The organism is Inquilinus sp. CAU 1745, from assembly GCF_039839375.1.
In the GTDB taxonomy this organism is placed as follows: domain Bacteria; phylum Pseudomonadota; class Alphaproteobacteria; order DSM-16000; family Inquilinaceae; genus JBDOQU01.
In genome coordinates, this window is the sequence record NZ_JBDOQU010000031.1 from 1 (window position 1) to 3,191 (window position 3,191).

Genomic DNA, 3,191 nt, shown 5'->3' on the forward strand with positions numbered 1-3,191 from the left:
GCAAGCAGGAGAGGGTGAAGTCGCTGAGCCTCGCCCCTCAGGGCGAAGGTCACCCCACCATCTCTCCCAGCCGGCGGACCGTGTTCCAGTTGCGGGCGGTGCCGGGGGCGCCGAGGCGTTTGGGGGTGATGGCGGCGGCGAGCTTCGAATGGCCGATGTCGCGGGCGAAATGGATCCAGAGGTCGCCGCCCACCGCCTTCATCTTCTCCCCGTTCGCCAGGTATGGCTCCAGCGCCGCGACGGCTTCGGCCGCGACGGGGCGGCGCATCACCTGGGCGATGACATGGCCGGCGTCGGTTTCGGATTCCTTCGGGAACGGGTTGCCGGCGACCAGCGCTTGCCAGCCGGCGGCGTCGCGGACGATGATGTCGACATGGCGGCCGAAATTCTTCTCGAACGCCGTCTCAAGGCGGGTGGTGAGATCATCTGGATTCGTCCCCTCCGCCTCGAAGACCAGATTGCCGGTGGCGATCAGGGTGCGCGGGTTGCGGAGGCCGAGGCCGACCGCCATCGCGCGGAGGTCCGCCATCACCACCCGCCGTCCCTGCCCGAGGGTGATGCTGTAGAGAAGGGCTACGTACGTCGTCATGGCGGAGCGGCCTCAGAGATGGACGAGGATGTTGACCAGCCGGCCGAACGGGTCACGCACATAGAAGCGGCGGACGCCCCACGGCTCCTCCGCCGGGCCATATTCCAGGGGCACGCCGGCCGCCTTCATCCGGTCGAGCGCGGCGTCGAGATCGTCGACCTCTACCGACAAATCGGGGACGGGCGTACCGGAGCCGCCTTCGGACATGACGCTGAGCTGGACGGACATCGTCTCTCCCGAGCCGTAGGTCGCGATCCAGCCGAAATCCATCAGGAGGTCGAGCCCCAGCAATTCGCCATAGAAGCGGCGCGCGGCTTCGACGTCCTGCGTCGCGATGTTGGCGACGATACGTTTGACCTTCATCTTGTTTCCATCCTTCTCTCTTTTCAGGAGCGTCGACAAGGCATCTTGAAGAGCAATACGTGTTGATGTAGATCTCTACATTGAAACATCTACATTGAGGCCGGCCATGCCCATCAATGTCAACAATCCGGAAGCCGATGCGCTGACGCGCAAATTCGCGGAGATGGCGGGCGTCGGCATCACGGACGCTATCGTCATCGCCATGAAGGAAGCCATCACACGGCGGCGCGCGGCGGAAACGCCTCTGGAAACGGCGGCGCGCCTGCGCGAGAAACACCACATCGTCCTTGCCGGAAGGGCTCGCAAACCGCTACCCGGCGCCGTGTTCGACGATTTGTGGGGCGACGAGCGGGGCCATGATTCCGGACGGGCGGACGACTGATGTTCGTCGACGCCTGCGCGATTATCGCCCTGCTTTCCGATGAGCCGGAGGCGGGCCGCGTTTCAAAGGCGCTGGCTTCCGCCGACATGCCGATGACATCGCCGATAGCCGTGCTGGAAGCGGCGCTGGCGCTCGCCCGCCTGGACAAATTCGATCTTTCCGTCAAGGCGGTCGAGCCGCTGATCCGCGACTTTCTTGAAGAACGCGACATCGAGGTGCGCGACCTGCCGCCCGCCCCCGAGGCGACCAGCCTCGCTCTCTCCGCCGCGCATCGCTATCGATCCGGCCGGCGCGGCCTGAACCTTGGTGACTGCCTGCACTATGCCTGTGCGAAATATTATCGCGTGCCGATCCTGGCGACGGGCGGCGAATTCAGCCAGACCGATCTTGAAACCATAGGCTGAGCGACAGCGCCATCACCGGCTATCAACACGATCCGCAAACAAGCAGGCTGAAGCGCGTCTCTGACCTCTTCCCCACGCGATTCCGAAGATAATCCATTCTGCGGAAACCTCGACCGCAGATGCCACGGAAGGCGGCTTGCGGGTCCGCATTGCATCCGGAATGCCCTCCCCCTTCTCGCGCCCCATATTCTTCGGCCGGCGTTTCGGCTAAGAAAGCGCCAGCCGGCGGACGCTACCGGAACCGCCGGATCAACGATCAAACGGATCAGGGGGAAACATGCTTGTTGGCGTGCCGAAGGAAATCAAGACGCACGAATACCGGGTCGGCCTGACCCCGAGTTCGGTCCGCGAGCTTGTCCATCATGGCCATTCGGTGATCGTCGAGAGCGGCGCCGGCGCCGCGATCGATTTCGGCGACGAGCTCTACCGCGCCGCCGGAGCGGAGATCGTGCCGACGGCCGAGGACGTATTCGCCCGCGCCGACATGGTGGTGAAGGTGAAGGAGCCGCAGCCGGTGGAATGCCGCCGCCTGCGCGAGGGCCAGATCCTGTTCACCTACCTGCATCTGGCGCCCGATCCCGAACAGGCGCGGCTGCTGGTGGAATCCGACGCGGTCTGCGTCGCCTACGAGACGGTGACCGATGCGCGCGGCGGCCTGCCGCTGCTGGCGCCGATGAGCGAGGTCGCCGGCCGCATGTCGATCCAGGCCGGCGCGCACTGCCTGGAGAAGAGCCAGGGCGGGCGCGGCGTGCTGCTGGGCGGCGTTCCGGGCGTGCCGGCGGCGAAGGTGGTGGTGCTGGGCGGCGGCGTCGTCGGCACCAACGCGGCGCGCATGGCGATGGGCATGGAGGCCCATGTGACCGTGATCGACAAGTCGCTGCCGCGCCTGAAGGAGCTGGATCTGCAGTTCGGCGCGATGCTGAACACGATCTATTCGACCGTCGACGCGATCGAGGAGCATGTGACCGGTGCGGACCTGGTGATCGGCGGCGTGCTGGTGCCCGGCGCGTCGGCCCCCAAGCTGGTGACGCGGGAGATGATCGGCCGGATGAATCCCGGCTCGGTGGTGGTGGACGTCGCCATCGACCAGGGCGGCTGCTTCGAGACCTCGAAACCGACGACCCATGCCGAGCCGACCTATCTGGTCGACGACGTGGTGCATTACTGCGTCGCCAACATGCCGGGCGGCGTGGCGCGGACATCCACCGTCGCGCTCAATAACGCCACCCTGCCCTTCGCGCTGGCGCTGGCCGACAAGGGCTATCGCCGGGCGCTGGCCGAGGACATCCATCTGCGGCGCGGGCTGAACGTGCATGAGGGGAAGGTCACCTACAAGGAGGTGTCCGAGGCGCTGGGCACGCCCTATACGCCGGCGGAGGATGCGCTGGGGCTGTAGGGGGGCGTAAAAGTCCCCTCACCCTCCCGCTTCGCGGGTCCCTCCCTCTCCCACAAG

At 66.1% G+C, this 3,191-nt stretch carries 5 protein-coding genes; 3 read left to right on the forward strand and 2 right to left on the reverse strand.

The annotated features are described in order from the left end of the window. Positions 1-49 precede the first annotated feature (49 nt). Both AAFN89_RS20745 and AAFN89_RS20750 read right to left on the reverse strand, forming a co-directional pair. The gene (locus AAFN89_RS20745; protein ID WP_347541219.1) at positions 50-589 is read right to left on the reverse strand and encodes a DUF1697 domain-containing protein; all 540 of its coding nucleotides are present in this window, start codon (positions 587-589) and stop codon (positions 50-52) included. Positions 590-601: 12 nt separating this feature from the next. Further along, on the reverse strand, positions 602-952 hold the full coding sequence (locus AAFN89_RS20750; protein WP_347541221.1) for a VOC family protein: 351 nt from the start codon (positions 950-952) through the stop codon (positions 602-604). Positions 953-1,058: 106 nt separating this feature from the next. On the opposite strand from AAFN89_RS20750, the gene AAFN89_RS20755 reads away from it, so the two are divergent. The 3 genes from AAFN89_RS20755 to ald all read left to right on the forward strand — a co-directional run bounded on the left by AAFN89_RS20755 (position 1,059) and on the right by ald (position 3,134). Next, on the forward strand, positions 1,059-1,334 hold the full coding sequence (locus AAFN89_RS20755; protein ID WP_347541223.1) for a type II toxin-antitoxin system VapB family antitoxin: 276 nt from the start codon (positions 1,059-1,061) through the stop codon (positions 1,332-1,334). Continuing rightward, the gene (locus AAFN89_RS20760) at positions 1,334-1,738 is read left to right on the forward strand and encodes a type II toxin-antitoxin system VapC family toxin (protein WP_347541225.1); all 405 of its coding nucleotides are present in this window, start codon (positions 1,334-1,336) and stop codon (positions 1,736-1,738) included. Before AAFN89_RS20755 ends, AAFN89_RS20760 begins: the two co-directional genes overlap by 1 nt. A gap of 277 nt (positions 1,739-2,015) precedes the next feature. Next, positions 2,016-3,134, forward strand: coding sequence for an alanine dehydrogenase (gene ald / locus AAFN89_RS20765; protein ID WP_347541227.1), 1,119 nt, complete (start codon positions 2,016-2,018; stop codon positions 3,132-3,134). The last annotated feature ends 57 nt before the right edge of the window (positions 3,135-3,191 follow it).

Excerpts from the sequence above, each read along its gene's own strand:
- AAFN89_RS20745 (WP_347541219.1), bottom strand. The coding sequence starts at position 589 with ATGACGACGTACGTAGCCCTTCTCTACAGCATCACCCTCGGGCAGGGA.
- AAFN89_RS20750 (WP_347541221.1), bottom strand. The coding sequence starts at position 952 with ATGAAGGTCAAACGTATCGTCGCCAACATCGCGACGCAGGACGTCGAA.
- AAFN89_RS20755 (WP_347541223.1), top strand. The coding sequence starts at position 1,059 with ATGCCCATCAATGTCAACAATCCGGAAGCCGATGCGCTGACGCGCAAA.
- AAFN89_RS20760 (WP_347541225.1), top strand. The coding sequence starts at position 1,334 with ATGTTCGTCGACGCCTGCGCGATTATCGCCCTGCTTTCCGATGAGCCG.
- ald (WP_347541227.1), top strand. The coding sequence starts at position 2,016 with ATGCTTGTTGGCGTGCCGAAGGAAATCAAGACGCACGAATACCGGGTC.